General features: G+C 42.6%; 27 protein-coding genes. 24 read left to right on the forward strand and 3 right to left on the reverse strand.

All coding sequences use genetic code 11. The annotated features are described in order from the left end of the window. Positions 1 to 16: 16 nt before the first annotated feature. The gene (locus tag M1F74_RS08090; protein ID WP_033605809.1) at positions 17 to 1,027 is read right to left on the reverse strand and encodes a YeiH family protein; all 1,011 of its coding nucleotides are present in this window, start codon (positions 1,025 to 1,027) and stop codon (positions 17 to 19) included. A gap of 148 nt (positions 1,028 to 1,175) precedes the next feature. Between M1F74_RS08090 and M1F74_RS08095 the strand changes: the two genes are divergently transcribed. The 19 genes from M1F74_RS08095 to M1F74_RS08185 all read left to right on the forward strand — a co-directional run bounded on the left by M1F74_RS08095 (position 1,176) and on the right by M1F74_RS08185 (position 19,914). Next, a complete protein-coding gene (locus M1F74_RS08095) occupies positions 1,176 to 2,345 on the forward strand; it encodes a pyridoxal phosphate-dependent aminotransferase (protein ID WP_247946795.1) in 1,170 nt (389 codons plus the stop codon). Continuing rightward, on the forward strand, positions 2,342 to 3,112 hold the full coding sequence (gene recO, locus M1F74_RS08100; RefSeq protein WP_125840616.1) for a DNA repair protein RecO: 771 nt from the start codon (positions 2,342 to 2,344) through the stop codon (positions 3,110 to 3,112). The genes M1F74_RS08095 and recO overlap by 4 nt, the downstream gene beginning before the upstream one ends. Beyond that, positions 3,109 to 4,101, forward strand: coding sequence for a phosphate acyltransferase PlsX (gene plsX, locus M1F74_RS08105; protein ID WP_247946796.1), 993 nt, complete (start codon positions 3,109 to 3,111; stop codon positions 4,099 to 4,101). Before recO ends, plsX begins: the two co-directional genes overlap by 4 nt. A gap of 3 nt (positions 4,102 to 4,104) precedes the next feature. Further along, positions 4,105 to 4,341, forward strand: coding sequence for an acyl carrier protein (locus M1F74_RS08110; RefSeq protein ID WP_000136450.1), 237 nt, complete (start codon positions 4,105 to 4,107; stop codon positions 4,339 to 4,341). A gap of 318 nt (positions 4,342 to 4,659) precedes the next feature. Beyond that, positions 4,660 to 4,851 (forward strand): class IIb bacteriocin, lactobin A/cerein 7B family, encoded by a 192-nt coding sequence (locus M1F74_RS08115; RefSeq protein ID WP_000180812.1) that lies wholly within the window; start codon positions 4,660 to 4,662, stop codon positions 4,849 to 4,851. Between the two features lie 24 nt (positions 4,852 to 4,875). Continuing rightward, the gene (locus M1F74_RS08120) at positions 4,876 to 5,058 is read left to right on the forward strand and encodes a Blp family class II bacteriocin (protein ID WP_009729537.1); all 183 of its coding nucleotides are present in this window, start codon (positions 4,876 to 4,878) and stop codon (positions 5,056 to 5,058) included. 3 nt (positions 5,059 to 5,061) lie between these two features. Continuing rightward, positions 5,062 to 5,286 carry a bacteriocin immunity protein gene (locus tag M1F74_RS08125; protein ID WP_080585587.1) on the forward strand — a complete coding sequence of 75 codons (225 nt, stop codon included), beginning with the start codon at positions 5,062 to 5,064 and terminating at the stop codon, positions 5,284 to 5,286. A 71-nt stretch (positions 5,287 to 5,357) separates the two neighbouring features. Further along, positions 5,358 to 5,546: a hypothetical protein gene (locus tag M1F74_RS08130; RefSeq protein ID WP_195217117.1), complete on the forward strand. Its 189-nt coding sequence runs from the start codon at positions 5,358 to 5,360 to the stop codon at positions 5,544 to 5,546. 24 nt (positions 5,547 to 5,570) lie between these two features. Further along, positions 5,571 to 5,780: a bacteriocin immunity protein gene (locus tag M1F74_RS08135; protein ID WP_247946797.1), complete on the forward strand. Its 210-nt coding sequence runs from the start codon at positions 5,571 to 5,573 to the stop codon at positions 5,778 to 5,780. Between the two features lie 210 nt (positions 5,781 to 5,990). After that, positions 5,991 to 8,144 carry a peptide cleavage/export ABC transporter gene (gene comA, locus M1F74_RS08140; RefSeq protein ID WP_247946798.1) on the forward strand — a complete coding sequence of 718 codons (2,154 nt, stop codon included), beginning with the start codon at positions 5,991 to 5,993 and terminating at the stop codon, positions 8,142 to 8,144. Between the two features lie 12 nt (positions 8,145 to 8,156). After that, on the forward strand, positions 8,157 to 9,506 hold the full coding sequence (gene comB, locus M1F74_RS08145) for an HlyD family secretion protein (RefSeq protein WP_247946799.1): 1,350 nt from the start codon (positions 8,157 to 8,159) through the stop codon (positions 9,504 to 9,506). Between the two features lie 167 nt (positions 9,507 to 9,673). Further along, entirely contained in the window at positions 9,674 to 10,381 is a 708-nt protein-coding gene (gene purC / locus M1F74_RS08150) for a phosphoribosylaminoimidazolesuccinocarboxamide synthase (RefSeq protein WP_162281842.1), read from the forward strand. A gap of 67 nt (positions 10,382 to 10,448) precedes the next feature. Beyond that, positions 10,449 to 14,174, forward strand: coding sequence for a phosphoribosylformylglycinamidine synthase (locus M1F74_RS08155; RefSeq protein ID WP_247946800.1), 3,726 nt, complete (start codon positions 10,449 to 10,451; stop codon positions 14,172 to 14,174). Positions 14,175 to 14,186: 12 nt separating this feature from the next. Then, positions 14,187 to 15,629: an amidophosphoribosyltransferase gene (gene purF / locus M1F74_RS08160; RefSeq protein ID WP_247946801.1), complete on the forward strand. Its 1,443-nt coding sequence runs from the start codon at positions 14,187 to 14,189 to the stop codon at positions 15,627 to 15,629. Between the two features lie 44 nt (positions 15,630 to 15,673). Beyond that, positions 15,674 to 16,696 carry a phosphoribosylformylglycinamidine cyclo-ligase gene (gene purM, locus M1F74_RS08165; RefSeq protein ID WP_247946802.1) on the forward strand — a complete coding sequence of 341 codons (1,023 nt, stop codon included), beginning with the start codon at positions 15,674 to 15,676 and terminating at the stop codon, positions 16,694 to 16,696. After that, complete coding sequence (gene purN, locus M1F74_RS08170; protein WP_247946803.1) at positions 16,693 to 17,247, forward strand: phosphoribosylglycinamide formyltransferase; 555 nt, start codon at positions 16,693 to 16,695, stop codon at positions 17,245 to 17,247. The genes purM and purN overlap by 4 nt, the downstream gene beginning before the upstream one ends. Before the next feature lie 37 nt (positions 17,248 to 17,284). Next, on the forward strand, positions 17,285 to 17,908 hold the full coding sequence (locus tag M1F74_RS08175) for a hypothetical protein (protein ID WP_247946804.1): 624 nt from the start codon (positions 17,285 to 17,287) through the stop codon (positions 17,906 to 17,908). 18 nt (positions 17,909 to 17,926) lie between these two features. After that, on the forward strand, positions 17,927 to 19,474 hold the full coding sequence (gene purH / locus M1F74_RS08180) for a bifunctional phosphoribosylaminoimidazolecarboxamide formyltransferase/IMP cyclohydrolase (RefSeq protein WP_247946805.1): 1,548 nt from the start codon (positions 17,927 to 17,929) through the stop codon (positions 19,472 to 19,474). 209 nt (positions 19,475 to 19,683) lie between these two features. Further along, positions 19,684 to 19,914 (forward strand): hypothetical protein, encoded by a 231-nt coding sequence (locus M1F74_RS08185; RefSeq protein ID WP_247946806.1) that lies wholly within the window; start codon positions 19,684 to 19,686, stop codon positions 19,912 to 19,914. Here the strand turns inward: M1F74_RS08185 and M1F74_RS08190 are convergent. Both M1F74_RS08190 and M1F74_RS08195 read right to left on the reverse strand, forming a co-directional pair. Beyond that, a complete protein-coding gene (locus tag M1F74_RS08190) occupies positions 19,895 to 20,449 on the reverse strand; it encodes a hypothetical protein (RefSeq protein WP_247946807.1) in 555 nt (184 codons plus the stop codon). The two genes, M1F74_RS08185 and M1F74_RS08190, sit on opposite strands and share 20 nt — an antisense overlap. Before the next feature lie 15 nt (positions 20,450 to 20,464). Beyond that, complete coding sequence (locus M1F74_RS08195; RefSeq protein WP_247946808.1) at positions 20,465 to 20,998, reverse strand: hypothetical protein; 534 nt, start codon at positions 20,996 to 20,998, stop codon at positions 20,465 to 20,467. Between the two features lie 188 nt (positions 20,999 to 21,186). On the opposite strand from M1F74_RS08195, the gene M1F74_RS08200 reads away from it, so the two are divergent. From M1F74_RS08200 to M1F74_RS08220, 5 genes are all read left to right on the forward strand, one after another. Then, the gene (locus M1F74_RS08200) at positions 21,187 to 21,324 is read left to right on the forward strand and encodes a hypothetical protein (protein ID WP_247946809.1); all 138 of its coding nucleotides are present in this window, start codon (positions 21,187 to 21,189) and stop codon (positions 21,322 to 21,324) included. A 121-nt stretch (positions 21,325 to 21,445) separates the two neighbouring features. Next, positions 21,446 to 22,711: a phosphoribosylamine--glycine ligase gene (gene purD, locus M1F74_RS08205; protein ID WP_247946810.1), complete on the forward strand. Its 1,266-nt coding sequence runs from the start codon at positions 21,446 to 21,448 to the stop codon at positions 22,709 to 22,711. A gap of 191 nt (positions 22,712 to 22,902) precedes the next feature. Then, positions 22,903 to 23,391, forward strand: coding sequence for a 5-(carboxyamino)imidazole ribonucleotide mutase (gene purE, locus M1F74_RS08210; RefSeq protein WP_247946811.1), 489 nt, complete (start codon positions 22,903 to 22,905; stop codon positions 23,389 to 23,391). Continuing rightward, on the forward strand, positions 23,378 to 24,469 hold the full coding sequence (gene purK / locus M1F74_RS08215; protein ID WP_247946812.1) for a 5-(carboxyamino)imidazole ribonucleotide synthase: 1,092 nt from the start codon (positions 23,378 to 23,380) through the stop codon (positions 24,467 to 24,469). The genes purE and purK overlap by 14 nt, the downstream gene beginning before the upstream one ends. Positions 24,470 to 24,630: 161 nt before the next feature. Next, positions 24,631 to 25,374, forward strand: a complete 744-nt coding sequence (locus M1F74_RS08220) for a DNA/RNA non-specific endonuclease (protein WP_247946813.1) — start codon at positions 24,631 to 24,633, stop codon at positions 25,372 to 25,374. Positions 25,375 to 25,393: the final 19 nt, after the last annotated feature.

The following is a 25,393-nucleotide window of genomic DNA, read 5'->3' on the forward strand; positions in this document are numbered from 1 at the left end:
TGGGCTACCTTTTGTATTATAAAGTACCAATCAATGCTTGCATACCAAGACTGGTGAGGATGATGGCAATCCAGCAAAGAGCTCCGAGGACAATAGATTTACCACTGGATCTAACCATGGCAATTAGATTGGTTTTGAGACCGATAGCACTCATGGCCATGATGATAAAGAATTTAGAGAGTTGTTTGAGAGGGGTAAAGAAACTACTGGACACACCAAGAGAGGTAAGTAGAGTCGTTAAGAGAGAGGCCAGGATAAAATAAAGGATAAAAAGTGGGAAAACTTTTTTCAGTTGTACGCCTTGTTTATTTTCTTGTTGGCGACTTTGCCAGTAGGAGAGAAAGAGAGTGATGGGAATGATCGCTAAGGTGCGTGTGAGTTTAACAATGGTTGCAGACTCGAGGGTATTGGTCTGATAAAGACTGTCCCAGGCACTAGCTGTGGCCGTTACAGAAGAAGTATCATTGACCGCAGTTCCTGCAAAGAGGGCAAAGCCGTCATTAGATAGGTGAAGCCAGGTTCCTAGAGTTGGAAAGATAAGCGCAGCCAAGATATTGAAGAAAAAGATAACGGAAATGGCTTGGGCAACCTCCTTTTCTTTGGCATGGATAACGGGTGCTGTAGCAGCAATGGCAGAGCCACCACAGATAGAAGAACCCACACCAATCAAGGTAGCCAGTTTTGTATCTAGTGCAAAGAAACGCTGGAAGAGGTAGGCGACGATTAAGGAAATCGAAATGGTGGAAAGGATGACAGGGAGTGAGGTTTGTCCGACTGCAAAGACTTGCGAGATATTGAGACCAAAACCAAGCAAGATGACGGCATACTGGAGTAATTTTTTGGAACTAAAGGTCAAACCTGCATCTAGTTGTTTGTAGGGCGAGAGCCAGGGGTGTAGGAGCATTCCTATAAAGATTGCAAAAACGGGTGCACCCACGACGGGGAAAAGTCCTCCTAGAAACCAAGAAATGATAGAAATGAGAAGGCAGGCCAAGATGCCTGCTCCATTTTTTGATAGAAATGACATAAAAACCTCCAATCATAATCTGTTACCATTATAGACCTGTAAACGGGAAAAGTAAAATAGAAAGTGGAAAGCTATTCTATAATGTATTTTTGCGGTCGGGGGGCTTTTGTAGTATAATAGAGATACGGTTTGAGAGTAGGAGGTATCTATGGACTTAACTAAGCGCTTTAATAAACAATTAGATAAGATTCAAGTTTCGTTGATTCGCCAGTTTGACCAGGCTATTTCGGAGATTCCTGGGGTCCTGCGTTTGACCTTGGGGGAACCTGATTTTACAACGCCAGATCATGTTAAGGAAGCGGCTAAGCGGGCCATCGACCAGAACCAATCCTACTATACAGGGATGAGTGGTCTGTTAACATTACGTCAGGCAGCCAGTGATTTTGTAAAAGAAAAATACCAGTTGGACTACAATCCTGAAAATGAAATCTTGGTTACTATCGGAGCGACAGAGGCTTTATCTGCTACTTTGACAGCTATCTTGGAAGAAGGAGACAAGGTTCTCTTGCCAGCCCCTGCCTATCCAGGCTATGAGCCGATTGTCAATCTAGTTGGGGCAGAGATTGTCGAGATTGATACAACTGAAAATGGCTTTGTCTTGACTCCTGAAATGTTGGAAAAGGCCATTTTGGATCAAGGCGACAAGCTCAAGGCTGTCATTTTCAACTATCCGGCTAATCCGACAGGAATTACCTATAGTCGGGAGCAGTTGGAAGCCTTGGCAGACGTTTTACGCAAGTATGAGATTTTTGTTGTCTGTGATGAGGTTTACTCGGAATTGACCTATACAGGGCAAGCCCATGTATCTTTGGGAACTATGCTGAGAGACCAGTCTATTATTATCAATGGTTTATCTAAGTCTCATGCTATGACAGGTTGGCGTTTAGGCTTTATCTTTGCTCCTGCAGCTTTTACAGCTCAGTTAATCAAGAGTCACCAATATTTGGTTACTGCCGCAAACACTATGGCTCAACATGCTGCGGTGGAGGCTTTGACCGCTGGTAAAAACGACGCAGAGCCTATGAAGAAGGAATACATCCAGCGTCGGGATTATATTATTGAGAAGATGACTAATCTTGGTTTTGAGATTATCAAACCAGACGGTGCCTTCTATATCTTTGCTAAGATTCCAGCAGGTTACAATCAAGACTCCTTTGCTTTTCTGAAGGATTTTGCCCAGAAGAAGGCTGTTGCCTTTATTCCGGGTGCTGCTTTTGGTCAGTATGGAGAAGGCTATGTGCGTCTGTCTTATGCAGCCAGCATGGAAACGATCAGAGAGGCTATGAAACGACTTGAGGAGTACATGAGAGAAGCATGATTCAGTCTATCACGAGTCAAGGCTTGGTGCTCTACAATCGTAACTTTCGTGAGGATGACAAGTTAGTCAAGATTTTTACCGAGCAAGCGGGCAAGCGCATGTTTTTCGTCAAACACGCTGGTCAGTCCAAACTGGCCCCTGTTATTCAGCCCTTGGTGTTGGCTCGGTTTCTCTTGCGAATCAATGATGATGGACTCAGCTATATCGAAGACTACCATGAGGTGATGACCTTTCCCAAGATTAATAGTGATCTCTTTGTTATGGCTTATGCGACCTATGTGGCTGCCCTTGCAGATGCTAGTTTGCAGGATAATCAGCAGGATGCTCCCTTGTTTGCTTTTTTGCAAAAGACTTTGGAGTTGATGGAAGAGGGTTTGGATTATCAGGTTTTGACCAATATTTTTGAAATTCAAATCTTGACCCGATTTGGGATTAGCCTTAATTTTAATGAGTGTGTCTTTTGTCATCGGGTCGGTCAGGCTTTTGACTTTTCTTTTAAATATGGAGCCTGCCTCTGCCCAGAGCATTATCATGAAGATGAGAGACGTTGTCATCTAAATCCCAATATCCCTTATCTGCTCAATCAATTTCAAGCTATTGATTTTGAGACCTTGGAGACAATTTCGCTCAAGCCTGAAATCAAGCAAGACTTGCGCAAGTTTATAGACCAAATCTACGAAGAGTATGTTGGAATTCACCTAAAATCAAAGAAATTTATTGATTCCCTAGCAGACTGGGGACAATTACTAAAAGAGGAAGATAAATGAAAAAAATTGCAGTAGATGCTATGGGGGGCGATTACGCACCTCAAGCCATCGTTGAGGGTGTCAATCAAGCCCTTGCTGACTTTTCAGATATTGAGATTCAACTCTATGGAGACGAAAGCAAAATCAAGCAATATCTAACAGCGACAGAACGCGTCAGCATTATCCATACGGATGAGAAGATTGATTTTGATGATGAGCCGACAAAAGCTATTCGTAAGAAGAAAAATGCCAGTATGGTATTAGCGGCTAAGGCAGTCAAAGAAGGAGAGGCAGACGCTGTTCTCTCGGCTGGGAATACAGGTGCCTTGTTGGCTGCAGGATTCTTCATTGTAGGTCGTATCAAGAATATCGACCGTCCTGGACTCATGTCGACCTTACCGACCATTGATGGCAAGGGCTTTGACATGCTAGATCTTGGAGCCAATGCAGAAAATACAGCTCATCATCTGCACCAATACGCTGTTTTGGGTTCCTTTTACGCGAAAAATGTTCGTGGGATTTCGAAACCACGTGTTGGTTTGCTCAATAATGGAACAGAAAGTAGCAAGGGTGATCCTCTTCGTAAGGAAACCTACGCCCTGCTAGCAGCGGATGAAAGCTTGAATTTTGTCGGAAACGTGGAAGCGCGTGATTTGATGAATGGCGTTGCGGATGTTGTTGTGGCAGATGGTTTCACGGGAAACGCTGTTCTCAAATCTATTGAAGGGACAGCCATGGGTATCATGGGCTTGCTTAAGACAGCTATCACAGGTGGTGGTCTTCGAGCGAAACTAGGTGCTCTTCTTCTCAAGGATAGCTTTAGAGGTTTGAAAAAGCAACTCAACTATTCAGATGTTGGTGGAGCAGTCTTGTTTGGTGTTAAGGCACCGGTTGTCAAGACTCATGGCTCAAGTGATGCCAAGGCTGTGTATAGTACGATTCGCCAGATTCGTACTATGCTAGAAACAGACGTAGTTGCCCAGACTGCGCGTGAATTTTCAGGAGAATAACAAATGACAGAAAAAGAAATTTTTGACCGTATTGTGACCATTATTCAAGAGCGACAGGGAGAGGACTTTGTCGTGACAGAATCTTTGAGTTTGAAAGACGATCTCGATGCGGACTCAGTTGACTTGATGGAGTTCGTCTTGACACTAGAAGATGAATTCGGAATTGAAATCAGTGATGAGGAAATTGACCAACTGCAAAGTGTAGGAGATGTGGTAGCAGTTGTCAAAAGTAAAGAATAGCAAAAAGCAACATGCAAATCATGTTGCCTTTTTGTTTGCAGAAAAAAGAAAAATTTTTAGTAGAAATTGCGAATAAAGAGATGAGAAAGATAAAAGGAGGAATGTTTATGTATGTGACCGGTCTTTATCCGTGGTTCATTAAGTGGTTTTTAAAATAAAAATGAATGAATTGTTCATTTTCGAATTGTTTTTCGAATAGATAGGTAAGGAAAAAGGGAAGGAGATAAGAAAATGATTTCAGTAATTTACCCAATCTGGCTATTTAAGTGGCTTAGAGGTTAAAGATTAGATATATAGAAAAAAATAAGGAGAAAAAAGATGACAAACTTTGACAAAATGGAACAGAACTTTGCAGCTCTTACAGAAGAAGAGTTGACGGATGTGAATGGGGGATTGATTATTACAGCAGCTGGAATTATTTTAGCAGGAAAAGTAGCAGGTGCTGTGGTTACAATTGGAGGAGCTCTTTATGGAGCAGGATATGCTATTGGAAAAGCATTGCGACCTTAATATGATTAGAAAGGAGGCTTAACAATGAAACAATTTCAAGAATTATCTTTTCAAGAACTTGAAGAGGTTCAAGGCGGTGTTATTACATTAACGATAGGTACGGTAGTGCTTGTAGGCTGGAAAGCAGTAGCAGCTTATGGAGCAGCGGCTACTGTAGCAGGAGGTACACTTGGATTGGGAGTCTATAATGGATACAGAGGGCGTTAGACTATGAACAATCGGAACCTTAATCTCAATACACTCTTACCCAAATTAGCTACTATAGTTCCTTTCTTGGCTATAGCTCTCAATCTTGTACTTCATGTGATTCGTACAGGTTCATTAGTATCCTTTGATTGGCAATGGACTGTAGTTGGTTTACTTGCTTCGGGCTATTTTGGTATTTTTTGTAAGGATTTGACGAAAAATAATCAAAACTATAAAAGATCAATCTGAATGGAAAGGATTTTATGCATGTAAATGGTGGAGTTTTCCCGCCTTTCTTTTCAGGTAAATAGGAGTCTATCATGAAAAAATTCTTATTAGGATTTGCTGAGGGGTATTTTGTCGTATCGATCATTATTTATATCGCAACGTATTTGATTATGAAAAATCCGATCAACACCTTGTTTTATCCAGAAACCTATCCAATTCTACTTGGTCTGTTTTATCTAGGATACAAGTACAAAACAAAAGAAAGTAAGATAGGGAATTGATGAACCATCAGATCGGAGTTTGAGATGAAAGTCGTTCAATTACTAGGAAAAGCTTGGCTAGAGTTTATTGTATTGTTTAGTTCAATGGCTTATCTAATGATTAGAATTGTGGCTGATGTAAACAAAATAAATTTACCTACATGGTTTGAATGTTTTGATATACCTACGATTTCATTATTTTTGATGACCTTTATCTTACTTTATAAAAGTAAAGAAAATATCATTTCAGAATAATTTATTTCTGGGCATTCATTTTTTAACGGTTGCTTTAAGCAGGCAGAACTTTCGTTCTGCCTTTTTACATTTAAACGATAGTTTATGCTTTTTAAAGTGCGTTTTAGGCGTAAAAATAGTTTTTTCAGAAATAATTCCCTTATTTCTTCCTTGTTTGGTTAAAATAATCTTACAAAGTTTTTAGAGATTATTAGAAAAAAGGAGATGGATATGAAATTTGGGAAAAGGCACTATCGTCCTCAGGTGGATCAGATGGATTGTGGCGTGGCTTCCTTGGCCATGGTATTTGGTTACTACGGTAGTTATTACTCCTTGGCTCATCTACGAGAGTTAGCCAAGACGACCATGGATGGGACGACTGCTTTGGGGCTTGTAAAGGTAGCAGAGGAGATTGGTTTTGAAACGCGGGCTATCAAGGCGGATATGACGCTCTTTGATTTGCCCGATTTGACCTTTCCGTTTGTGGCTCATGTGCTCAAGGAAGGGAAATTGCTTCACTACTATGTGGTGATTGGTCAGGACAAGAAGACGATCCACATCGCTGATCCAGATCCTAGTGTTAAGCTGACGAAGATTTGCCGTGAGCGATTTGCGCAAGAATGGACAGGGGTCAGTCTCTTTATGGCGCCATCTCCAGACTATAAACCCCATAAGGAGAAAAAACAGGGGCTCCTATCCTTCTTGCCAATCTTATTCAAACAGCGTGGCTTAATTACCAATATCGTCCTAGCGACACTCTTGGTGACCCTGATTAACATTGTAGGTTCTTATTATCTGCAGTCTATCATTGATAGTTACGTACCAGACCAGATGCGTTCGACGCTGGGAATTATTTCTATTGGTTTGGTCATCGTCTATATTCTCCAGCAGATTTTGTCCTATGCGCAGGAATATCTTTTACTTGTTCTGGGGCAACGCCTGTCCATCGATGTGATTTTGTCCTACATCAAGCATGTTTTTCACCTGCCGATGTCCTTTTTTGCGACACGCAGGACAGGTGAAATCGTGTCTCGTTTCACGGATGCTAACAGTATCATTGACGCGCTGGCTTCGACCATTCTTTCGATTTTCCTAGATGTGTCGACGATTTTGATTATCTCGCTTGTCTTGTTTTCACAAAATATAACGCTCTTTTTCATCAGTCTGCTTGCACTTCCCATTTATACAGCGATTATCTTTGCCTTTATGAAGCCTTTTGAAAAGATGAATCGGGACACTATGGAAGCCAATGCGGTTCTGTCTTCTTCTATCATCGAGGACATCAACGGTATTGAGACCATTAAGTCTTTGACCAGTGAAAGTTCACGCTATCAAAAGATTGATAAGGAATTTGTAGCTTATCTGAAAAAATCCTTTACCTACAGTCGGGCAGAAAGTCAGCAAAAGGCTCTAAAAAAAGCTGCTCAGCTCCTGCTCAATATTGCCGTTCTCTGGATGGGAGCAGTACTCGTCATGGATGGGAAAATGAGTTTGGGCCAGTTGATTACCTATAATACTTTGCTTATTTACTTTACCAATCCTTTGGAAAATATCATCAACCTGCAAACCAAACTTCAGACAGCGCAGGTTGCCAATAATCGTCTGAACGAGGTCTATCTGGTCGCTTCGGAGTTTGAGGAGAAGAAAACGGTCGAAGATTTGAGCATGATGAAGGGAGATATGACCTTTAAGCAGGTTCACTATAAGTATGGCTATGGTCGTGACGTCTTGTCGGATATCAATCTGACGATTCCGCAAGGCTCTAAGGTGGCTTTTGTGGGGATTTCGGGGTCAGGAAAGACCACCTTGGCAAAGATGATGGTTAATTTCTACGATCCAAGTCAGGGAGAGATTAGTCTGGGTGGTGTCAATCTCAATCAGATTGATAAAAAGGCCTTGCGCCAGTATATCAACTATCTACCTCAACAGCCCTATGTTTTTAACGGAACGATTTTGGAGAATCTTCTCCTTGGAGCCAAGGAAGGGACGACGCAAGAAGATATCTTACGAGCGGTTGAGTTGGCCGAGATTCGGGAGGATATCGAGCGCATGCCACTGAATTATCAGACAGAATTGACTTCGGATGGGGCAGGTATTTCTGGGGGGCAACGTCAGAGAATCGCTTTGGCGCGTGCTCTTTTAACGGATGCGCCTGTTCTGATATTGGACGAGGCGACCAGCAGTCTGGATATCTTGACAGAGAAGCGGATTGTGGATAATCTCATGGCACTAGACAAGACCTTGATTTTCATCGCCCACCGCTTGACCATTGCTGAGCGAACAGAGAAGGTTGTTGTCTTGGATCAGGGCAAGATTGTCGAAGAGGGAAATCATGTGGACTTACTTGCTCGAGGTGGATTTTACGCCCATTTGGTCAATAGCTAGAAAGAGGAGAAGATGCAACCAGAATTCTTAGAAAGTGCGGAGTTTTACCATCGTCGTTACCATAATTTTTCCAGTCGAGTGATTTTACCTATGTCACTTCTGCTCGTGTTTTTACTTGGCTTTGCAGTTTTTGCAGAGAAAGAGATTAGTTTGTCTACCAGAGCGACTGTCGAACCTAGTCGGATCATTGCCAATATCCAGTCGACTAGCAATCAACGCATTGTGGCCAACTATCTGGAAGAAAACAAGTTGGTCAAGCAAGGCGAACTACTCGTTGAGTACCAGCAAGGGGCGGAGGCTGTCCAGGTCGAAGCATATGCCAGTCAATTGGAGATGTTAAAGGATCAAAAAAAGCAGTTGGGTTATTTGCAATCCAGTTTGAAAGAGGGGAGTGATCAATTTCCAGAGGCGGATAAGTTTGGATATCAGGAGATGTTTCGAGACTATCTCAGCCAAGCGAATGGTCTTAGGAGCAATGTTTCTCAGCAAAATGAGACCATCGCGTCCCAGAATGCAGCAGCAAGTCGAACCCAAGCTGAAATCGGGAACCTCATCAGTCAAACAGAGGCTAAAATTCGCGATTACCAGACAGCTAAGTCAGCTATTGAAACAGGTGCTTCCTTGACCAGTCAGAATCTAGCCTACTCTCTCTACCAGTCCTACAAGTCTCAGAGGGAGGAAAATCCGCAAGCTAAGGCTCAGGCTGTTGCACAGGTTGAAGCACAGCTTTCTCAGTTAGAATCCAGTCTTGCTACTTACCGTGTCCAGTATGCAGGTTCCGGAACCCAGCAAGCCTATGCGTCTGGTTTAAGCAGTCAATTGGAATCCCTCAAATCACAACACTTGGCTAAGGTTGGCCAGGAATTAACTCTTTTAGATCAGAAAATTTTAGAAGCAGAGTCGGGTAAGAAAGTCCAAGGAGGTCTCCTAGAGAAGGGGAAGATCACAGCAAGCGAGGATGGGGTGCTTCACCTTAATCCTGAGACCAGTGACTCTACCATGGTCGCAGAAGGAACCCTGCTAGCTCAACTCTATCCATCCTTGGAAAAGGAAGGAAAAACCAAACTCACAGCTTATCTTAGTTCAAAAGATGTTGCAAGGCTAAAAGTAGGTGATTCTGTTCGCTTCACTACAACCAAGGATGCCAACAAAGAGCTCGTTCTTGTTTCTGCGATTACGAATATTGATGCGACAGCTACAAAGACTGAAAAAGGAAATTTCTTTAAAATTGAGGCGGAGACCCATCTGACTTCTGAGCAGGCTGAAAAACTTCGCTACGGTTCAGAAGGACGTTTGACACTAATCACAGGAAAGAAAAGTTATCTGCGATACTACTTAGATCAATTTTTGAACAGAGAATAATGTTTGTTTTTAACGCAATATTATACTTTTAAAACTGTAAAATGTTTTGATTTTACAGTTTTTCTTTATATTTTAGAATAAAAGACTCGCCTCTGTTCGTGAATTCTTGCTATTTTTGTTGTATTGTAGTAAAATGAAGTAAAGAAATACGAAAGGCGAACTTTAAAATGTCAAAACAACTGATCTATTCGGGAAAAGCCAAGGATATCTATACAACTGAGGATGAAAATCTCATTATTTCAACTTACAAGGACCAGGCAACTGCCTTCAACGGTGTCAAGAAGGAGCAGATTGCGGGCAAGGGAGTGTTGAATAATCAGATTTCATCTTTTATTTTTGAGAAATTAAATGCGGCTGGTGTGGCGACTCACTTTGTGGAGAAAATTTCGGATACGGAACAGCTCAATAAAAAGGTGGAGATCATTCCTTTGGAAGTTGTGCTCCGCAACTACACGGCTGGTTCCTTTTCAAAACGTTTTGGCGTAGATGAAGGCATCGCTTTGGAAACTCCAATTGTCGAATTTTACTATAAAAATGATGATTTGGATGATCCCTTTATCAATGACGAGCATGTGAAATTCCTTAAAATTGCAGATGATCAGCAGATTGCCTACTTGAAGGAAGAAACGCGTCGTATCAATGAGCTCTTGAAAGCTTGGTTTGCTGAGATTGGTCTTAAATTGATTGACTTTAAGCTAGAGTTTGGTTTTGACAAGGATGGCAAGATTATCTTGGCAGATGAGTTTTCACCAGATAACTGCCGTTTGTGGGATGCAGATGGCAACCACATGGACAAGGATGTTTTCCGCAGAGGATTGGGAGAACTAACCGACGTTTATGAGATTGTCTGGGAAAAGTTGCAGGGTTTGAAATAATCTGTTTGCAAGACTCTCAAGGTCGTTTGGGAACATTGCAAGAGCTGAAATAAAGGAATAAGAATTGATGGATAAACGTATTTTTGTTGAGAAAAAGGCTGATTTTCAGGTCAAGTCAGAGAGTTTGGTAAGGGAGCTCCAGCACAACTTGGGATTGTCAACTTTGAAAAGTATTCGCATTGTGCAGGTTTATGATGTCTTTGATTTGGCAGAGGACTTGTTTGCACCTGCGGAAAAACACATCTTCTCTGAGCAGGTGACGGATCATGTCTTGGATGAATCAGCTGTGCAAGCGGATCTTGCTAACTATGCTTTCTTTGCCATTGAAAGCCTGCCAGGGCAATTTGACCAGCGTGCAGCTTCGTCACAGGAAGCCTTGCTTTTGCTGGGAAGTTCGAGTGATGTGACGGTCAACACAGCCCAACTTTATTTGGTCAATAAAGATATTGATGCGACTGAGTTGGAAGCTGTCAAGAACTACCTGCTTAACCCAGTTGATTCTCGTTTCAAGGACATCACGACAGGAATTGCCAAGCAGGAATTTTCAGAGTCAGACAAGACCATTCCTAAATTGACTTTCTTTGAAAGCTATACGGCAGAAGACTTTGCTCGCTACAAGGCAGAGCAAGGGATGGCCATGGAAGTGGATGATTTGCTCTTTATCCAAGACTATTTCAAATCAATCGGGCGCGTGCCGACTGAGACGGAGCTCAAGGTTTTGGACACTTATTGGTCTGACCACTGCCGTCACACGACTTTTGAGACAGAGTTGAGACAGATTGATTTCTCAGCTTCTAAATTCCAAAAGCAATTGCAAGCGACTTATGACAAGTATATTGCCATGCGTGATGAGTTGGGGCGTTCGGAGAAACCACAAACCTTGATGGATATGGCGACTATTTTTAGTCGTTATGAGCGTGCTAATGGTCGTTTGGACGATATGGAGGTGTCTGACGAAATCAATGCCTGCTCGATCGAAATAGAAGTGGACGTTGATGGTGTCAAGGAACCTTGGCTCCTCATGTTTAAAAACGAAACTCACAACCACCCAACGGAAATTGAACCATTTGGTGGGGCTGCTACTTGTATCGGTGGAGCCATTCGTGACCCGTTGTCAGGCCGTTCCTACGTTTACCAAGCCATGCGTATCTCTGGTGCGGGTGATATTACAGCACCGATTTCAGAAACTCGTGCTGGGAAATTGCCACAACAAGTCATTTCTAAAACAGCGGCTCATGGTTATTCTTCTTACGGGAATCAGATTGGGCTTGCGACGACCTATGTTCGTGAATACTTCCACCCAGGCTTTGTAGCTAAACGTATGGAGCTAGGTGCCGTTGTTGGTGCTGCTCCTAAGGAAAATGTAGTCCGTGAAAAACCGGAAGCGGGGGATGTCATTATCCTTCTCGGTGGTAAGACTGGACGTGATGGTGTCGGTGGCGCGACAGGTTCTTCTAAGGTTCAAACAGTTGAGTCTGTAGAGACTGCTGGTGCTGAGGTTCAAAAAGGGAATGCCATCGAAGAACGCAAAATTCAGCGCCTCTTCCGTAATGGCGATGTCACTCGTCTCATCAAGAAATCCAACGACTTTGGAGCAGGTGGTGTCTGTGTGGCCATCGGTGAATTGGCAGATGGTCTTGAAATCGACCTTAATAAGGTTCCTCTTAAATACCAAGGCTTAAATGGTACAGAAATTGCCATCTCTGAATCACAAGAACGGATGGCAGTTGTGGTGCGTCCTGAAGGCGTAGATGCCTTCGTTGTAGCATGTAACAAAGAAAATATTGACGCGGTTGTGGTTGCGACAGTGACTGAAAAACCAAATCTAGTCATGCACTGGAATGGTGAAACAATTGTCGACTTGGAACGTCGTTTCCTTGATACAAACGGTGTGCGCGTAGTCGTAGATGCTAAGGTAGTTGACAAGGATGTCAAGCTTCCAGAAGAACGTCAAACATCTGCAGACACACTTGAAGCAGACACCCTTGTGGTTCTGTCTGATTTGAACCATGCCAGTCAAAAAGGCTTGCAGACAATCTTTGACTGCTCAGTCGGTCGTTCAACGGTCAATCACCCACTTGGTGGTCGCTACCAACTCACACCAACTGAGGCTTCTGTACAGAAATTGCCAGTTCAACATGGTGTAACTCACACTGCCTCAGTCATGGCTCAAGGATTCAACCCATATGTGGCAGAATGGTCTCCATATCATGGCGCTGCCTATGCGGTTATAGAAGCAACCGCTCGTTTGGTGGCTGCTGGTGCAAACTGGTCCAAGGCTCGTTTCTCATACCAAGAATATTTCGAGCGGATGGACAAACAAGCTGAGCGTTTCGGTCAGCCAGTAGCAGCTCTCCTAGGTTCTATCGAAGCACAAATCCAGCTTGGTTTGCCATCTATCGGTGGTAAGGACTCTATGTCTGGTACCTTTGAAGAATTGACAGTGCCGCCAACCTTGGTTGCCTTTGGGGTGACAACGGCAGATAGCCGTAAGGTCCTTTCTCCAGAATTTAAAGCTGCTGGTGAAAATATCTACTACATCCCAGGTCAAGCCCTCTCCGCAGAGATTGATTTTGACTTGATTAAGTCTAACTTTGCTCAATTTGAAGCCCTTCAAAAGGTTTACAAAGTGACATCTGCATCAGCTGTCAAATATGGTGGTGTTATTGAAAGTTTGGCACTTGCTACCTTTGGGAACCATATCGGTGCAGAGGTGACCTTGCCTGAACTTGAAACAGCCTTGACAGCTCAATTAGGCGGATTTGTCTTCACATCTCCTGAAGAGATTGCTGGAGTAGAGAAAATTGGACAAACAAAAGCAGACTTTACACTCCTTGTCAACGGTGTGAAGCTAGATGGACACAAACTTGACAGTGCCTTCCAAGGAAAACTGGAAGAGGTTTACCCAACTGAATTTGCCCAATCTAAAGAATTGGCTGAAGTGCCAGCTGTCGCTTCTGATGAACTCATCAAAACCAAGGAAACTATTGAAAAACCAGTGGTTTACATCCCAGTCTTCCCAGGGACCAACTCGGAATATGACTCAGCTAAGGCCTTCGAAAAAGAAGGTGCAGAGGTTAACTTGGTGCCATTTGTGACCTTGAATGAAGAAGCTATTGTCAAGTCAGTTGAAACCATGGTTGACAACATTAGCAAGGCTAATATCCTTTTCTTCGCGGGTGGTTTCTCAGCTGCAGATGAGCCAGATGGATCAGCTAAGTTTATTGTCAACATCCTGCTTAATGAAAAAGTGCGTGTAGCTATTGATAGCTTTATCGCTCGTGGTGGTTTAATTATTGGTATCTGTAATGGATTCCAAGCCCTCGTCAAATCAGGTCTTCTTCCATACGGTAACTTCGAGGATGCAAGCAGCACTAGTCCAACCCTCTTCTACAATGATGCCAACCAGCACGTGGCCAAGATGGTGGAAACTCGAATTGCCAATACCAACTCACCGTGGTTGACTGGAGTGCAAGTGGGCGATATCCACGCTATTCCTGTTTCGCACGGTGAAGGGAAGTTTGTTGTGACAGCTGAGGAATTTGCAGAGCTCCGTGACAATGGCCAAATTTTCAGCCAATACGTTGATTTTGACGGCAAACCAAGTATGGATTCCAAGTACAATCCGAATGGTTCTGTAAATGCCATCGAAGGAATTACCAGCAAGAATGGTCAAATCATCGGTAAAATGGGACACTCAGAACGTTATGAAGACGGTCTCTTCCAAAACATCCCAGGAAATAAAGACCAGCACCTGTTTGCGTCAGCTGTGCGTTATTTCACAGGGAAATAAAAGGTATAAAAAATGACATACGAAGTAAAATCTCTTAATGAAGAATGTGGTGTTTTCGGTATCTGGGGGCATCCAGATGCTGCTAAATTGACCTATTTTGGGCTCCATAGTCTTCAGCACCGTGGTCAGGAGGGGGCGGGAATCCTTTCTAATGACCAGGGGCAATTGAAGCGTCATCGTGATATGGGGCTTTTATCAGAAGTGTTCAGAAATCCAGCTAATTTGGATAAACTAACTGGAGCGAGCGCGATTGGGCATGTTCGTTATGCGACTGCTGGCGAAGCTTCTGTAGATAATATCCAGCCCTTCCTCTTTCGCTTTCATGATATGCAGTTTGGACTTGCTCACAACGGAAACTTGACCAATGCCGAATCGCTCAAGAAAGAATTGGAACAAAGAGGAGCTATTTTCAGTTCAACTTCGGACTCGGAAATCTTGGCCCACCTCATTCGTCGAAGTCACAATCCGAACTTGATGGGCAAAATCAAGGAGGCGCTCAGCCTTGTCAAAGGTGGCTTTGCTTATATCTTGCTATTTGAGGACAAGTTGATTGCTGCGCTTGATCCTAATGGTTTCCGTCCGCTTTCTATCGGAAAAATGGCCAATGGAGCGGTGGTGGTTTCGTCAGAAACCTGTGCTTTTGAAGTCATTGGTGCCGAGTGGATTCGCGATGTAAAACCAGGGGAGATTGTAATCGTGGATGACAGTGGCATCCAGTACGATAGCTATACGAATGATACCCAGTTGGCGATTTGCTCTATGGAGTATATCTACTTTGCCCGCCCTGACTCTAACATTCATGGTATTAATGTCCATACAGCTCGCAAACGTATGGGGGCTCAATTGGCGCGTGAGTTCAAGCACGAAGCGGATATTGTGGTCGGTGTACCAAATTCATCACTCAGTGCAGCCATGGGATTTGCAGAAGAATCTGGTCTGCCAAATGAAATGGGTCTTATCAAGAATCAATACACGCAACGTACCTTTATTCAACCGACTCAAGAATTGCGGGAGCAAGGGGTGCGGATGAAACTGTCTGCTGTTTCGGGTGTTGTCAAAGGTAAACGTGTGGTGATGATTGATGATTCCATTGTTCGTGGGACGACCTCTCGCCGTATCGTTCAGCTTTTGAAAGAAGCAGGTGCGTCTGAGGTTCACGTTGCCATTGGTAGTCCAGCGCTAGCTTATCCATGTTTTTACGGGATTGATATCCAGACGCGTCAGGAGCTGATTGCGGCCAATCATACAGTCGAAGAGACTCGCCAAATCATTGGTGCGGATAGCCTGACCTATCTTTCGATTGATGGCTTGATTAATTCTATTGGCATCGAAACAGATGCGCCAAACGGTGGTCTCTGTGTCGCTTACTTTGACGGCGACTACCCAACTCCTCTCTACGACTATGAAGAAGACTATCGTAGAAGTTTGGATGAAAAGACCAGTTTTTACAAATAGACGGATAAAGACTCCCCATTAAAGGAAAGGAAGAGGAGACAAAGATGACAAATAAAAATGCTTATGCGCAATCCGGTGTGGATGTTGAAGCGGGTTATGAAGTTGTTGAACGGATTAAAAAGCATGTAGCTCGTACGGAGCGTGCAGGTGTTATGGGAGCTCTAGGTGGTTTCGGTGGCATGTTTGACCTTTCAAAAACAGGTGTCAAAGAGCCGGTCTTGATCTCAGGGACTGATGGTGTCGGAACCAAGCTCATGTTGGCCATCAAATACGACAAGCATGATACCATCGGTCAGGACTGTGTGGCCATGTGTGTTAATGACATCATCGCTGCAGGTGCGGAGCCTCTTTACTTCCTTGACTACGTCGCGACCGGCAAGAATGAACCAGCTAAACTAGAACAAGTCGTTGCTGGTGTGGCAGAAGGTTGTGTGCAGGCAGGCGCTGCTCTCATCGGTGGGGAAACGGCTGAAATGCCTGGTATGTATGGCGTAGATGATTACGATCTGGCTGGATTTGCGGTCGGCGTAGCTGAAAAATCTCAAATCATAGACGGTTCAAAAGTAGCTGAAGGTGATGTTCTTCTCGGACTTGCTTCAAGTGGGATTCACTCCAATGGTTACTCACTCGTGCGTCGTGTTTTTGCGGACTACACAGGTGAAGAAGTCTTGCCAGAATTGGAAGGCAAGAAACTCAAGGAAGTCCTTCTTGAGCCGACTCGTATCTATGTCAAGGCTGTCTTGCCACTCATCAAGGAAGGCTTGGTAAACGGGATTGCCCACATCACAGGTGGTGGTTTCATCGAGAATGTCCCTCGTATGTTTGCGGCTGACCTAGCTGCGGAAATTGAAGAAGACAAGGTTCCAGTCCTTCCTATTTTCAAAGCTCTTGAAAAATACGGTGAAATCAAGCATGAAGAAATGTTTGAAATCTTCAATATGGGTGTGGGACTCATGTTGGCAGTTAGTCCTGAAAATGTAGGTCGTGTCAAGGAATTGTTGGATGAACCAGTTTATGAAATTGGTCGCATCGTCAAGAAAGAAAACGAAAGTGTCATCATCAAATGAAAAAAATAGCGGTTTTTGCCTCTGGTAATGGCTCAAACTTTCAGGTGATTGCCGAAGAATTTCCGGTGGAATTTGTTTTTTCAGACCATCGTGACGCCTATGTGCTGGAACGTGCAGACAAGCTCGGCGTCCTGTCCTATGCTTTTGAACTCAAGGAGTTTGAGAACAAGGCGGACTACGAAGCAGCTCTTGCCGAACTCTTGGAAGAACACCAGATTGACTTGGTTTGTTTGGCGGGTTATATGAAAATCGTCGGCCCAACCTTATTGGCGGCTTATGAAGGTCGAATTATCAACATTCATCCGGCCTACCTGCCAGAATTTCCAGGAGCTCATGGGATTGAGGACGCTTGGAATGCTGGAGTTACTGAGAGCGGCGTGACCATTCACTGGGTGGACTCAGGTGTGGATACAGGCAAGGTCATCAAACAAGTCCGTGTGCCACGGCTAGCTGATGATACCATCGAAAGCTTTGAAGCTCGTATTCATGAGGCTGAGTACAAGTTGTATCCAGAGGTGCTGGATAGCTTGGGAGTGGAGAGAAGGCAGTAAAACTTGGATTTATTGAATGGAGGAAATAGAGAAAAATATGACAAATAATAGTAGCAGTTTTAATGGGGGGCATAATATTGGTTCAGGAAATTTAGCAGGTGGCAATCAAACAATTACTATTATTAATCCTCAAGACAAGCAATCAGTTGCTGAATACGAGATTGAACCTATTTGGAGAAGTCCAATTACAATGGCAGTATTGAGTTGGATTGGTTTCTTCACTTCAATAGGAAGTTTATTACCACTTTACAACTTTTTTGAACCGATTGTAAAATGGGCTAAAAATTCTTTTAATGGGAATATTCCTAATGTTCAAGGGAAGCAAATTTATTTATTTATTTTTTTAGGTTTATTTATTTTTTCAGTTTTCATTTTTTCTTTGCGAAGAATTACTAAAAATCAAACCCGTTATCCTTTAAGATTTAATTATGCTATTAGTGGTGTAAATAAGAGATTGAATATCGAAAGGTTACATATAGACTCTTGTCCAAAGTGTGGTGGAAAATTGAAATACTACAATAAGCCATATGAATGGGTTGATCATTATGACGAGAATGGAAATTTTAAAAAAAGAAAAATTACTAGGACAGTGCCAGCTTTAGAATGTAAAAGAAATAGTGAGCATTTTTGGTATGTAGATCCAGCTGGAACGAAAATATAATTGATGAAAGGAAAAAACATGACTAAACGCGCCTTAATCAGCGTCTCAGACAAAGCGGGCATTGTTGAATTTGCCCAAGAACTCAAAAAAATTGGTTGGGATATTATCTCAACAGGTGGGACCAAAGTTGTCCTTGACAATGCTGGGGTGGAGACCATTGCGATTGATGATGTGACTGGGTTCCCAGAAATGATGGACGGTCGTGTCAAGACCCTGCACCCGAATATCCATGGTGGTCTCCTTGCTCGTCGTGATTTGGATAGCCATCTTCAAGCGGCTAAGGACAATAATATCGAATTGATTGACCTTGTGGTGGTAAACCTTTACCCATTCAAGGAAACGATTCTCAAACCAGATGTGACGTACGCTGACGCAGTTGAAAATATTGATATCGGTGGGCCATCCATGCTTCGTTCAGCAGCGAAAAACCACGCTAGCGTAACGGTTGTAGTAGACCCTGCTGATTATGCTGTTGTTCTTGACGAATTGTCAGCAAACGGTGAAACAAGTTATGAAACTCGCCAACGTTTGGCGGCTAAGGTTTTCCGCCACACAGCAGCTTATGACGCCTTGATTGCAGAGTATTTCACAGCTCAAGTGGGTGAAAGCAAACCTGAAAAACTCACTTTGACCTATGACCTCAAGCAACCCATGCGTTACGGTGAAAACCCTCAACAAGATGCAGACTTCTACCAAAAAGCTCTTACTACGGAATACTCCATTGCATCCGCTAAACAGCTTAACGGTAAGGAATTGTCATTCAACAATATTCGTGACGCTGATGCGGCGATTCGTATCATTCGTGATTTCAAAGACCGTCCAACCGTTGTGGCTCTCAAACACATGAACCCATGTGGAATTGGTCAAGCTGATGACATCGAAACTGCTTGGGATTATGCTTATGAGTCTGACCCAGTGTCTATCTTTGGTGGAATTGTCGTCCTTAACCGTGAGGTGGATGCTGCGACAGCTGAGAAGATGCACGGCGTTTTCCTCGAGATCATCATCGCACCGAGCTATACGGATGAAGCGCTAGCCATTTTAACCAATAAAAAGAAAAACTTGCGCATCCTTGCCTTGCCATTTGATGCTCAAGATGCCAGTGAAGTGGAAGCAGAATACACAGGTGTTGTCGGTGGGCTCCTCGTTCAAAATCAAGACGTGGTCAAGGAAAGCCCAGCTGACTGGCAAGTGGTGACCAAACGCCAGCCAACCGAGACAGAGGCGACTGCTCTTGAGTTCGCTTGGAAAGCAATTAAGTACGTCAAATCAAACGGTATCATCGTGACCAATGACCACATGACACTCGGTGTTGGACCAGGACAAACCAACCGTGTGGCTTCTGTTCGTATTGCGATTGACCAAGCTAAAGACCGCCTTGACGGCGCTGTGCTTGCTTCTGATGCCTTCTTCCCATTTGCAGATAACGTGGAAGAAATTGCTAAAGCAGGCATTAAAGCCATCATCCAACCAGGTGGCTCAGTTCGTGACCAAGAGTCTATCGAAGCAGCGGACAAATATGGCTTGACTATGGTCTTCACAGGCGTGAGACATTTTAGACATTAAGAAGATGAATAAATTTTTAAGTAATTATTTCGAATAATTAGGTAAGGTAGATATATTTTTGACGGGGAGGTTCTAAGAATTGTGAAGTAAAAGTGTACTTTTTGTGATAATTTATAGGATATATTTTACTATTATATTAAAAATAGTTGAAAATTTTTAAAAGAAAAGGTACAATGAGTGCATAGTGTAATAATTTTGGAGGAATATAAATGAGCTATGAAGTGTTATTGGATGATTTGTTAGCAAATCTTTCAAAAAAAGGAATTGATGTAAGTAAGTTAAAAATAACTGAAGAACAACAGTCTGTGGAAAATATTTTGAATGATTTTATTTCTCCTTCACGAAATACTACTGCAAGAACAGTCCAAATTGTTGAAAATAAAAAAGCTGTAACTCATTATGAGCTGAGTTACAGCTTTTTTATTTTAATATTTCATTAATTTCTAACCCTTTTTCTGGGTGGAAAATAAATCGAGTATTAGTTGTATATAAATCAACAGCGAGACTTGCTGTCAAACTTAATACACGTTCAGATGGATTTAAGAATCCGTTGTCAACAGCCATTAGCGCCGACTGTACCGCTATATTAGTTCCTTCGCCAAATAAATTTAGAGTTTGAGAAAGAACAGTATAAGGACTGTAATTAGTGCCAGGAATAACTACAGGGTCTAAGGGTAAAGTAGAAGAAATAAGTGGGATGTTATTTTTGTTTAAAATTTCCCTACTTTCTTGACTTAGAATTTCAGGGATAATTTCTTCAACTTCTCCTGTTTCATTTTCTATATAAAGTATTTGATTGCTAGGGAATGTTGTAACTATTAATTTTATATCAGTATCCGAAAGAAGTCGGGACAGGTTTAATACATTTTCAATTTTTTTGGCAAAGACAAGAATATTTGAAATGTTATTATCTATAGCATATTTTTTGCTAATATGAAATAACTCATTAATATTTTTTACGTTATAGTTTGTCATAATATTATTCTCCAGTTAGGATTTTTTTAATTTTTGTATATATCTTTGATTGTTATCCATATCTAATATATGCTCTTTAGGGTGTGCTACAAAAGCATTAAATATTTCTAGCGCAATAAAACAATCTAACATCTCCAAATTAATATTTGTTTTATCTGGATAAGTTAAATGATTGCCCCAAGTTTTTTCATCTGCATTTATATGAAAATGTGGGAAATCGGAATATGGGTAATAATCAAATCGAACAAAGTCATCGGGATTAGTCACACTTTTAATTTCATAACTGTATTTATTAACAGCAATGGTATTTTTAGTTTTTGGAATAGGGTTTTCAACTATTTTTATTGTGTATTCACTATCTTCATAGTATTTAAATCGTCTATCTTGAATTTTAACATTCACGGCCTTAACATATTTTTGTTCATTTTTAGTTGAAATTATTATTTCAACGCAATCTTCCCACTCTGGTGAAGAGAGTCTGACCTGAATAAAATCAATGAGTTTAGATAAATATTGATCTATAGAGAGATTAAATTCTTTCTGCTGCAAAATTTGTCCTCTTTGTTAGCTTGATGTAGAGATTATACCATAAAAAGACAAAAATAGGAACTGTTGAGATTGATAGCGAGTGTAAATCAATTTGACTAAGCTTTTAACAAAATATACTGTAAAATCATATTAAATAGTTTTAGACATACTAATTTTTATCAGACGCCTTCTTGCCATTCGCGGATAACGTGGAAGAAATCGCCAAAGCCGGTATCAAAGCCATCATCCAACCAGATGGATCTGTCCGTGACCAAGAATCTATTGAAGCAGCAGACAAATACGGCTTGACTATGGTCTTCACAGGAGTAAGACATTTTAGACATTAAGAAAACAAAAGGGAAGAAAACAGTTTCTTTCCTTTTTTGGCTTAAAATGCTAAGTAAAACAAGATCAAAACGAACGTTTATGATATAATGTTAGTAAATAATTCGCAAAAGAGGTTGAGAGATGAAGCTATTAGTTGTCGGTTCGGGCGGTCGTGAACATGCGATTGCTAAGAAGTTGTTGGAATCTAAAGACGTTGAGCAAGTTTTTGTAGCTCCTGGAAATGACGGAATGACTCTGGATGGTCTGGAATTGGTAAATATCTCTATTTCCGAACATTCTAAGTTGATTGACTTCGCAAAGGCCAACGATGTTGCTTGGACCTTCATTGGACCAGATGATGCCCTTGCAGCTGGGATTGTGGATGATTTTAACCAAGCTGGGCTTAAGGCCTTTGGCCCGACTAGAGCTGCAGCGGAGCTGGAGTGGTCCAAGGATTTTGCTAAGGAAATCATGGTCAAATATGACGTTCCGACAGCAGCTTATGGCACATTTTCAGATTTCGAGGCAGCTAAGGCTTACATCGAAGAAAAAGGAGCTCCAATCGTCGTCAAGGCAGACGGTTTAGCCCTTGGGAAAGGTGTCGTCGTTGCTGAGACAGTTGAGCAAGCGGTCGAAGCCACCCACGAGATGCTTTTGGACAATAAATTCGGTGACTCGGGTGCGCGTGTGGTCATCGAGGAATTCCTTGATGGAGAAGAGTTCTCTCTCTTTGCCTTTGTCGATGGGGACAAGTTCTACATCATGCCGACGGCTCAGGACCACAAACGTGCTTACGATGGCGACAAGGGACCTAACACTGGTGGGATGGGTGCCTATGCGCCAGTTCCTCACTTGCCACAGAGCGTGGTTGACACAGCGGTTGAGACTATTGTCAAGCCAGTCCTTGAAGGAATGATCAAAGAAGGTCGTCCGTATCTTGGTGTCATTTACGCAGGGCTTATTTTGACTGCTGACGGTCCAAAGGTTATAGAGTTTAACGCTCGCTTCGGAGATCCCGAAACTCAGATTATCTTGCCACGATTGACGTCTGACTTTGCACAAAATATCACGGATATTCTCGATGGTAAGGAGCCAAAGATCACGTGGACGGACAAGGGTGTGACTCTTGGTGTGGTTGTCGCTTCGAACGGCTACCCGCTAGATTATGCAAAGGGTGTCGAGTTGCCAACTAAGACAGAAGACGACATCATCACCTACTATGCAGGGGCTAAGTTTGCGGAAAATAGCAGAGCACTGCTATCAAACGGTGGACGTGTTTATATGCTCGTCACTACAGCCGATACCGTTAAAGAAGCCCAAGATACCATCTACAAGGAACTCGACAAACAAAACACAGAAGGCCTCTTCTACCGAACAGATATCGGAAGCAAGGCCATAAAAGATTAACAGACACAAAAATTATCATGGTGAGCGAAAGCGAGCCACTATAGGATAATCGTCGCAGTAGTGGAACTCCTAGTAGCTTTGCTACTAGGAGCGGAAAACTGGAGACCTAGGCTCCAGTTTTAGTAATGGAACGCCATAGGCGGTCGCTTACGTCCGCACTACATTAGACGATTATTAAAAAAGGAGAAGAAATGAAACCAGTAATTTCCATCATCATGGGTTCAAAATCCGACTGGGCTACCATGCAAAAAACAGCCGAAGTCCTAGACCGCTTCGGCGTTGCTTACGAAAAGAAAGTTGTCTCTGCCCACCGTACACCTGACCTCATGTTCAGACATGCCGAAGAAGCCCGTAGCCGTGGCATCAGGGTCATCATCGCAGGGGCAGGTGGAGCAGCCCATTTACCAGGTATGGTTGCTGCCAAAACAACCCTTCCTGTCATCGGGGTACCTGTCAAATCACGTGCCCTTAGTGGCGTCGACTCGCTCTACTCTATCGTACAGATGCCGGGTGGCGTGCCTGTTGCAACCATGGCTATCGGTGAAGCAGGAGCGACAAACGCAGCCCTCTTCGCTCTTCGTCTCCTGTCAGTAGAGGATCAGGCTATCGCGACAGCTTTGGCAGATTTCGCAGAAGAGCAAGGAAAAATCGCAGAGGAGTCTACAAATGAGCTCATCTAAAACAATCGGAATCATCGGTGGTGGGCAACTTGGTCAGATGATGGCCATTTCTGCTATCTACATGGGGCACAAGGTTATCGCGCTGGATCCTGCGGCGGATTGCCCGGCTTCTCGAGTGGCGGAAATCATCGTGGCTCCTTATAACGATGTGGATGCCCTTCGTCAGTTAGCTGAGCGATGCGATGTCCTCACCTATGAGTTTGAAAATGTCGATGCTGACGGTCTGGATGCGGTTATCAAGGAAGGACAACTTCCTCAAGGAACAGACCTGCTCCGCATCTCTCAAAATCGCATTTTTGAAAAGGACTTCCTCTCAAACAAGGCACAAGTCACTGTGGCACCCTACAAGGTTGTGACTTCAAGCCAAGATTTGGCAGATATTGACCTTTCTAAAAATTATGTCCTCAAGACGGCGACTGGTGGCTACGATGGGCATGGTCAGAAGGTCATTCGCTCAGTAGAAGATTTGGAAGAAGCCTATGAACTAGCAGATTCAGCTGACTGTGTCTTGGAAGAATTTGTCAACTTTGACCTTGAAATTTCTGTTATCGCGTCTGGTAACGGCAAGGACGTGACGGTTTTCCCAGTTCAGGAAAATATCCACCGTAACAACATCCTATCTAAAACAATTGTGCCTGCTCGCATTTCAGCTAGTCTAGCTGACAAAGCAAAAGCAATGGCGGTGCGCATCGCTGAACAGCTGAACTTGTCTGGAACTCTTTGCGTGGAAATGTTTGCGACCGCTGATGACATCATTGTCAATGAAATTGCTCCGCGCCCACACAACTCTGGACACTATTCTATCGAAGCCTGCGACTTCTCGCAGTTTGATACCCATATTCTCGGCGTTCTGGGAGCACCATTGCCAGCTATCCACCTGCATGCGCCAGCCGTCATGCTCAACGTGCTCGGCCAGCATGTCGGGGCTGCTGAAAAATATGTCACAGAAAATCCAAGCGCCCACCTCCACATGTATGGTAAAATAGAAGCGAAGCACAACCGCAAAATGGGACACGTGACTTTGTTTAGTGAAGTGCCGGATGGCGTGGTTGAGTTTGGGAAAGGGATTGATTTTTAAATAATTGAAGCAAGGAAGTCAATGTGCATCTGATGTATAAAGCTAGATTCTTGTTAGAAGTAACAGAGTTACCTCTATTAGTATAGTGAAAGTTTATTGTTACACCTATCATCAGATTTGGCTTAACTAGTGAATAGATTGAAAAGAGGTTTTATATATTTATGATTAAGACTATAAAATACCCAAACAAAAGTGAAGCGCTTCATTATATCACTAATGATATTGCAAATCAGCTAGGATATAGCAGTGTAGATGAATTAGCTGAGTACTATAATGGATACGGAAGTTTCATTATGAAAGAGTTTATTGAATTTAATAAAGACTTTTTTAAAACAGATCAAGATATTCATGAATTCGCAAAAAACTTTAGAGATGAAAAAGGTAGAGTCAAAAGAGGAGTTGCCTTATTATCTAGAAAAACTATTATTCAATCTAAAGGAGGAGCTTCTAAGGGGAATTCGCAATTCTCTGGTTCTGTATTTCATACGGGGCATATATTGGGCCATATGTTAGTTGGTAATATCGATAATTTTAATTCAAGAAAAGGTAATTATGAAAATATATTTCCACAGACAAGTTGGTCTAATGGAGGTGGTAGAGATTTTGACTCCTTTACATTAAATTCTTATAGGGGTAATTCTCAGCTGACTTATGAGAGACGTGTCTGGAATAAGATAAATAAAAAAGGTAATGAAGAACTTCAGGTGTATTATCAAGTTGATTTAATATATAATGAGACTGAGGAAGTTCCAAGAGGGATCCATATTCAGGCTATTCCTAGCGATGGCAATACAAAACTTAATGAAAATAGTGTATCATTGAATATATTTATTCCTAATATAAGATACAATGAGATCACTGAATTAGACTATAGTTTTTGGAATAGTGAGGTGAACAGAGCCTAGATAGTTCATTATCAATAAA

It is taken from the genome of Streptococcus oralis, from assembly GCF_023109315.1.
Classification (GTDB): Bacteria; Bacillota; Bacilli; order Lactobacillales; family Streptococcaceae; genus Streptococcus; species Streptococcus oralis_BS.

What these genes read in the sequence shown, in the direction of transcription:
- M1F74_RS08090 (WP_033605809.1), bottom strand. Translation starts at nt 1,027, where the DNA reads ATGTCATTTCTATCAAAAAATGGAGCAGGCATCTTGGCCTGCCTTCTC.
- M1F74_RS08095 (WP_247946795.1), top strand. Translation starts at nt 1,176, where the DNA reads ATGGACTTAACTAAGCGCTTTAATAAACAATTAGATAAGATTCAAGTT.
- recO (WP_125840616.1), top strand. Translation starts at nt 2,342, where the DNA reads ATGATTCAGTCTATCACGAGTCAAGGCTTGGTGCTCTACAATCGTAAC.
- plsX (WP_247946796.1), top strand. Translation starts at nt 3,109, where the DNA reads ATGAAAAAAATTGCAGTAGATGCTATGGGGGGCGATTACGCACCTCAA.
- M1F74_RS08110 (WP_000136450.1), top strand. Translation starts at nt 4,105, where the DNA reads ATGACAGAAAAAGAAATTTTTGACCGTATTGTGACCATTATTCAAGAG.
- M1F74_RS08115 (WP_000180812.1), top strand. Translation starts at nt 4,660, where the DNA reads ATGACAAACTTTGACAAAATGGAACAGAACTTTGCAGCTCTTACAGAA.
- M1F74_RS08120 (WP_009729537.1), top strand. Translation starts at nt 4,876, where the DNA reads ATGAAACAATTTCAAGAATTATCTTTTCAAGAACTTGAAGAGGTTCAA.
- M1F74_RS08125 (WP_080585587.1), top strand. Translation starts at nt 5,062, where the DNA reads ATGAACAATCGGAACCTTAATCTCAATACACTCTTACCCAAATTAGCT.
- M1F74_RS08130 (WP_195217117.1), top strand. Translation starts at nt 5,358, where the DNA reads ATGAAAAAATTCTTATTAGGATTTGCTGAGGGGTATTTTGTCGTATCG.
- M1F74_RS08135 (WP_247946797.1), top strand. Translation starts at nt 5,571, where the DNA reads ATGAAAGTCGTTCAATTACTAGGAAAAGCTTGGCTAGAGTTTATTGTA.
- comA (WP_247946798.1), top strand. Translation starts at nt 5,991, where the DNA reads ATGAAATTTGGGAAAAGGCACTATCGTCCTCAGGTGGATCAGATGGAT.
- comB (WP_247946799.1), top strand. Translation starts at nt 8,157, where the DNA reads ATGCAACCAGAATTCTTAGAAAGTGCGGAGTTTTACCATCGTCGTTAC.
- purC (WP_162281842.1), top strand. Translation starts at nt 9,674, where the DNA reads ATGTCAAAACAACTGATCTATTCGGGAAAAGCCAAGGATATCTATACA.
- M1F74_RS08155 (WP_247946800.1), top strand. Translation starts at nt 10,449, where the DNA reads ATGGATAAACGTATTTTTGTTGAGAAAAAGGCTGATTTTCAGGTCAAG.
- purF (WP_247946801.1), top strand. Translation starts at nt 14,187, where the DNA reads ATGACATACGAAGTAAAATCTCTTAATGAAGAATGTGGTGTTTTCGGT.
- purM (WP_247946802.1), top strand. Translation starts at nt 15,674, where the DNA reads ATGACAAATAAAAATGCTTATGCGCAATCCGGTGTGGATGTTGAAGCG.
- purN (WP_247946803.1), top strand. Translation starts at nt 16,693, where the DNA reads ATGAAAAAAATAGCGGTTTTTGCCTCTGGTAATGGCTCAAACTTTCAG.
- M1F74_RS08175 (WP_247946804.1), top strand. Translation starts at nt 17,285, where the DNA reads ATGACAAATAATAGTAGCAGTTTTAATGGGGGGCATAATATTGGTTCA.
- purH (WP_247946805.1), top strand. Translation starts at nt 17,927, where the DNA reads ATGACTAAACGCGCCTTAATCAGCGTCTCAGACAAAGCGGGCATTGTT.
- M1F74_RS08185 (WP_247946806.1), top strand. Translation starts at nt 19,684, where the DNA reads ATGAGCTATGAAGTGTTATTGGATGATTTGTTAGCAAATCTTTCAAAA.
- M1F74_RS08190 (WP_247946807.1), bottom strand. Translation starts at nt 20,449, where the DNA reads ATGACAAACTATAACGTAAAAAATATTAATGAGTTATTTCATATTAGC.
- purD (WP_247946810.1), top strand. Translation starts at nt 21,446, where the DNA reads ATGAAGCTATTAGTTGTCGGTTCGGGCGGTCGTGAACATGCGATTGCT.
- purE (WP_247946811.1), top strand. Translation starts at nt 22,903, where the DNA reads ATGAAACCAGTAATTTCCATCATCATGGGTTCAAAATCCGACTGGGCT.
- purK (WP_247946812.1), top strand. Translation starts at nt 23,378, where the DNA reads ATGAGCTCATCTAAAACAATCGGAATCATCGGTGGTGGGCAACTTGGT.
- M1F74_RS08220 (WP_247946813.1), top strand. Translation starts at nt 24,631, where the DNA reads ATGATTAAGACTATAAAATACCCAAACAAAAGTGAAGCGCTTCATTAT.